The 1094-nt window shown below is 48.0% G+C and carries 1 protein-coding gene; it reads right to left on the reverse strand.

What is annotated here, in order from left to right; genetic code table 11:
- Nucleotides 1–1094: cadherin-like domain-containing protein (locus tag AB4209_RS22485; protein ID WP_372057460.1), on the reverse strand; the 1094-nt coding region annotated here is incomplete at both ends.

Raw genomic sequence — 1094 nt, forward strand, 5'->3', positions numbered from 1 at the left:
GCCCCCTCACTGACACTGTCGGTTAAAGGCGTCACATCAGGGTTGTCGTTAACCGCAGCCAAGTTGGTGGTTGCGCCGGTGTGGGTGATACCGCCGTGTGCATCCTTAACGTCATAGCTAAAATGGACATCGCCGTTATAGTCTTTCTCTGGGGTAAAGGTGAAGGTGCCGTCTTGGTTGTCTCGAATGGATCCATGGTTGGCAATCAGGTTGGCGACGGTAAGCTGACCTTGGTCGTTATTATCAATATCGGTTGCATGCGCCAGCAAATCAGCCGTAGTAATGGTTTGAACAGAGTCTTCCTTGCCTGAGTTTAACTGTACCTCACTTGATACTGTGGGGGCGTCATTAGTGCCGTGGATGGTAATGACGATATCGTGGGTGGTGCCATCTTTAGAATGCACCGTCACGGTATCCGTTAAGGTTTCGCCTTTACCTAAGTGCTGGATTTCAGGTTTGCGGTTATCTATGTAGTAATTCCAGTTTCCTTTTGGGTCAATTGCCAATTGGCCACCCAGTGATGAAGAATATGGCCGCCACTCTGGGTGCATTGCTGCAGAGATAAGGGTTTTAAAATCAAAGCCTGATTCATCCTTGTCGGGGTCAATAGCAGATAATGAGCCTTGAGCCTCCAATTTATAGGCGTAGTTTCCTTGCACGCTGGCATGAGGGTTTAGGTCTTCAGTAACACTGCCAATATCAATGCCTGCAATAACAGCATTATCTTGTACCGCCGCTAAAGTGGTACTGGCGCCAGTGTGTGTCACACCACCGTGGGCATCCTTAACGTCATAACTGAAGTGTACATCGCCGTTATAGTCTTTCTCTGGGGTAAAAGTGAAGGTGCCATCGGTATTTAAGGCAATAGCACCGTGGTCAGCCTGTAGGTTTTCAATGGATAATTTGCCAATATCGTTGTCGTCAACATCGCTAGAATTGGCCAGTAGCTGTGCTGGGGTGAGGACTATTTGGGTATCTTCTAAGCCATTAGCTAAACGCACTTCAGCCGATGCGACCGGAGCATCATTGGTGCCATGAACGGTCACTGTGATATCTTTTTTAGCACTGCCATCAATAGATTCAACGGTAAAGGT

This window comes from Vibrio sp. 10N.286.48.C11 (assembly GCF_041469805.1).
In the GTDB taxonomy this organism is placed as follows: Bacteria; Pseudomonadota; Gammaproteobacteria; order Enterobacterales; family Vibrionaceae; genus Vibrio; species Vibrio crassostreae_C.